Raw genomic sequence first — 3,411 nt, 5'->3', positions numbered from 1 at the left:
TAACTCTACTACATCAGCCCTTTTTTTTATACTCTTTTTTTGGCTACAGTATTGACTAAACAACTTATTTTCCTCCTGCAATCGTGGCGCTTTTGTGTACGGTTGCTTTTTACTTTTTGACTGGGGAATTGGACTTTTTGCTGAAGAAAGCCCCAGCCTGCCGAAGTGCTGTATTCGGGCTTGGGTGCGCGAAAAACTTCTCTAACCATCATTGGAGAAAACTTCGATCAGCACACTTTCGGGATACAGCCCAACTCGTCCAAAGCGCGGATCATGTATGCGCTCGATTTCGATATTTTGTTTTCGACACAATGCACTTGCCTTTCTTCCCTTAGCACTCGCTTCTTTCACGGATATTTCTAAACCTTGAAGATTGGCGAAACCAACAACACTGTATTTATGGCCACATGGAGTATTGAAACGATCTTGTTCAATTTCTACTGCTTTAAGCCTTGCAAGTACTTGAGTATGTTGCTGTTGTTGCTCCAACAAACGCTGTTCTTGCTCTGCTAAATTTTGAGCGATGGCAGCTAGTAATTGCACCTGAGTCATTGCGGTTTCATTGGAAGTCGTGGGTTTTGTCCAACCAGTGATATCCTGCATCCATGCTCTAACGCCAATCCTGTTAAATGCCTTACACACTAGCCGGGACTGCTGTTTGCAATATCTGCCAGCATCAAAAGCGTAATATTCAACGATGGCGGCGACAGCCATGTCTGGGATTCCTTGCTCACTCCATGATTCCATTGCCGCAGGTGTAAATCCTTGCTGGATAAGGCTTTTCGCCAATGCAGATGGTTCTAGTGCCGCACTCAAAAGCGCACGACGAAGCGAAGAATCTTGTACATCTGCTAGTCTGGCAGTTGCCCTAATGCTGGCTTTCCCTTGGCCATTAGAGTCGATTTGGATTTCTTCTTTAATTTGCCCAATAATCTGGGCTATTTCAATTTGTGACATTTTCCTTAAGTAATGGAGTACAAAGTGTTTAACTTGCAAAAATTACTAGACATTCACCCGCACTAAATCTTGTTCGTTGACAAATGAAAATCGGTTCACTTTATCTGGTGTTTGGGCTAAAACAGGCGATTGCAATTCGACAACATAAAACCAAGTCCCATTGAGTAACCGAATCCCCCAAACGAGTCGCTGATTTGTCGCATGATCATGAGAGCGAAACATCACTCGTTCGCCCAACACAAAAGCGGGTTTTTTCACAGTGGTAGCCTGTAACCGACCAGTGCCAATGATTTGATGTTGGGTAGCGTGTAGAATTTCGTTATCACAAGCGACTGCATAAATCCATCGGTCATATTGCCAGTGGACACCGCAGCAGTAGCCAAAGGCTCTCGTGTTTTTGAGGTAAACTCGTTCTAGTAAATTAACTTCAACAGGGGGAATGTCTTTACCCCAAGGAGGAGAGAGAAACCAGCATCTTTCTAGGGCAGTAACTATACAGGTCATGATGCCTCTACTTTTGCTGTTTGTACCTGCTGCATCCATGTTTTAATTGCGGTTAATTCATCAGTCCCGTTTGCAACCGCATCGACTACTTGTTGTTGATATGAATCTTCAGCATCAGGGAAATGATCAAACTTGTGAGCAGCCCAAGCGAGGCACATATTTTTTACCAAAGTGTCTATCTTGCTGATAGGCAGTTGGCTAGGACTACGAACATCTTGGAATCCCAACCATTCCCTAACTAAATCCAGAGGATAATTAAGCAATGTCCGAATCTGCTTTATCCTCAAATCTTGGGGATGTATTTGTTGTTCTGCCATTAATGGAACGGATGAATATGCTCCGCCCAACCGAGATTGAATTTCAGCAATGATTGATCCCCAATCTGCATTGGGATTCCATTCTCTGCGAATTATTACTTTTGTAGAGGCATCATATAATCGACAAAAAACTGTATTCTCCTCACCGCTAGTAACAGCAATAATCAGGGGTTTAGAAAAATCATAAACCTGTGAAGCTGCTAATAAAAAAGTTTTCGCAAAATTCGTTTCTACGCCAGTCCTGATAATATAAACTTCGTCAGAGGCAACAACAATATCTAGCTTGAGATTGTCCTTTCCTTTGTATTCTTTAGCAGTCAAACGCAATTCTGAAAGATAACCAGTCAACCCCTTTTGTTGTACAGGGATAGTTTTATCTTTGTCGATATCGTAGTGATACCAAAGGAAAAACTCACCGCTTACCTCACCATTTTTGACGTACAAGTAAACTGGTTCGGGAGGGTTACAAAGACCCAGTTGTATTTCAGTGTTCATCATTGTCAACCCCTTCAGGTAATTCAAAATTCAAAATTCAAAATGTGATAATTACTTTTCCTCGTTAATTTCCAACACAAAACCGCAGCCAGTGTTTTGCACTTTTACGAGCTTTTGATTCAACAATGATTGGATAGCAACATTAGAAAACTTGATAGTGTGCAAAGGTGCAGAACCACCACGAACACGCAGAGAATGCAATAAATTATCAGCATTTAAACCGAAGCAGCTTTTCTTTGGTCTAGCCATTGCTTCTTTCTCCATTGATAATTACTAATTGCTGTTGAAGTGCTTTGATATGTTCTTGATATTCTTCAATCTCAGCTTGTAGTTGCTGCTGTATCTCTGCAAAAGAAAGCGTTTGGATTTGGTCATCGGTATAATGTCTGACTTCCTCAGAATTTTTGTTAGGTAGTACCGTGTACCGCCATCCGTGACCGTATTGATAAGCTAGTTGAGTATTCGCAGGGTTATATTCTATGCCGATTATTAACCCTTGCTTTGTGCGTTGCCCTAGCGTGAATCTGGGATATTCCCAGTTTTGCGGGATTGATATCGTGGGTTGCATAGTTTTATTCGGTGAATGAAGAGATAGGGGTGTAAGGGGGTAGGGGTATAAGGGTGTAAGGGAAAGAATTGATGTAAGGAGTCAGGAGTCAGAATTCTTACGAATTGATTTTGAAGTTAAGAGTGAATTAGTAGTACAAACTTCTTCCCTACACCCCACACCCTCACACCCCTAAACCCTTAAACTGCTGTTGCAAATAACTGTTGCAATTCAGCCGAAGTCAGTTGTTCTAGCGGTCGGTTTTGCAAGTATTTATTTGTTGTGGATGAAGTCTCTGTTATTGAAAGCCACCAGACAGCATCCATCACACAGTCGCAAACTACACGCCCCTGATTTCTTCTAGTGCGTATTGCCCACCAAATACCATCAGTGCAACCGACTTCACCCAGTTTTTGGTCATTCTGGTAAACGCCATCATCGAGCAGTTCCAGCCCGTATTTTTCGCACTCTGTGAAAATCACAGCCATGATTTCATTTCCTGTAGTGCAGGGTTCCACAAAAGGCTTTTGCACTGGTAATCAGTAAACCAAAAAGTTTTTAAGAGAAGAGCGATCGCTAAAATACTTATAT

General features: G+C 42.0%; 6 protein-coding genes. All 6 read right to left on the bottom strand.

Translation table 11 applies throughout. The features are described 5' to 3' along the window. Window positions 1-201 precede the first annotated feature (201 nt). Complete coding sequence (locus tag ACM0OS_RS28570) at window positions 202-957, bottom strand: hypothetical protein (RefSeq protein WP_414546552.1); 756 nt, start codon at window positions 955-957, stop codon at window positions 202-204. A 45-nt stretch (window positions 958-1,002) separates the two neighbouring features. Beyond that, window positions 1,003-1,461 (bottom strand): DUF1392 domain-containing protein, encoded by a 459-nt coding sequence (locus ACM0OS_RS28565; RefSeq protein WP_414546551.1) that lies wholly within the window; start codon window positions 1,459-1,461, stop codon window positions 1,003-1,005. Continuing rightward, window positions 1,458-2,273 carry a hypothetical protein gene (locus ACM0OS_RS28560; protein ID WP_414546553.1) on the bottom strand — a complete coding sequence of 272 codons (816 nt, stop codon included), beginning with the start codon at window positions 2,271-2,273 and terminating at the stop codon, window positions 1,458-1,460. The genes ACM0OS_RS28565 and ACM0OS_RS28560 overlap by 4 nt, the downstream gene beginning before the upstream one ends. A gap of 51 nt (window positions 2,274-2,324) precedes the next feature. Then, on the bottom strand, window positions 2,325-2,522 hold the full coding sequence (locus tag ACM0OS_RS28555) for a hypothetical protein (RefSeq protein WP_414546550.1): 198 nt from the start codon (window positions 2,520-2,522) through the stop codon (window positions 2,325-2,327). Continuing rightward, complete coding sequence (locus tag ACM0OS_RS28550) at window positions 2,515-2,841, bottom strand: hypothetical protein (RefSeq protein ID WP_414546549.1); 327 nt, start codon at window positions 2,839-2,841, stop codon at window positions 2,515-2,517. The genes ACM0OS_RS28555 and ACM0OS_RS28550 overlap by 8 nt, the downstream gene beginning before the upstream one ends. 179 nt (window positions 2,842-3,020) lie before the next feature. Further along, window positions 3,021-3,308 (bottom strand): hypothetical protein, encoded by a 288-nt coding sequence (locus ACM0OS_RS28545; RefSeq protein WP_414546548.1) that lies wholly within the window; start codon window positions 3,306-3,308, stop codon window positions 3,021-3,023. Window positions 3,309-3,411: the final 103 nt, after the last annotated feature.

The sequence above is a fragment of the Nostoc sp. CCY0012 genome, assembly GCF_963920855.1.
GTDB lineage: Bacteria > Cyanobacteriota > Cyanobacteriia > Cyanobacteriales > Nostocaceae > Cyanocohniella.
The sequence above is the reverse complement of the archived record's forward strand: the minus strand, read 5'-3'. Positions and strand labels throughout refer to the sequence as shown.

Bases quoted from the DNA above. Each gene is read 5' to 3' on its own strand.
- ACM0OS_RS28570 (WP_414546552.1), bottom strand. From the start codon at position 957: ATGTCACAAATTGAAATAGCCCAGATTATTGGGCAAATTAAAGAAGAA.
- ACM0OS_RS28565 (WP_414546551.1), bottom strand. From the start codon at position 1,461: ATGACCTGTATAGTTACTGCCCTAGAAAGATGCTGGTTTCTCTCTCCT.
- ACM0OS_RS28560 (WP_414546553.1), bottom strand. From the start codon at position 2,273: ATGAACACTGAAATACAACTGGGTCTTTGTAACCCTCCCGAACCAGTT.
- ACM0OS_RS28555 (WP_414546550.1), bottom strand. From the start codon at position 2,522: ATGGCTAGACCAAAGAAAAGCTGCTTCGGTTTAAATGCTGATAATTTA.
- ACM0OS_RS28550 (WP_414546549.1), bottom strand. From the start codon at position 2,841: ATGCAACCCACGATATCAATCCCGCAAAACTGGGAATATCCCAGATTC.
- ACM0OS_RS28545 (WP_414546548.1), bottom strand. From the start codon at position 3,308: ATGGCTGTGATTTTCACAGAGTGCGAAAAATACGGGCTGGAACTGCTC.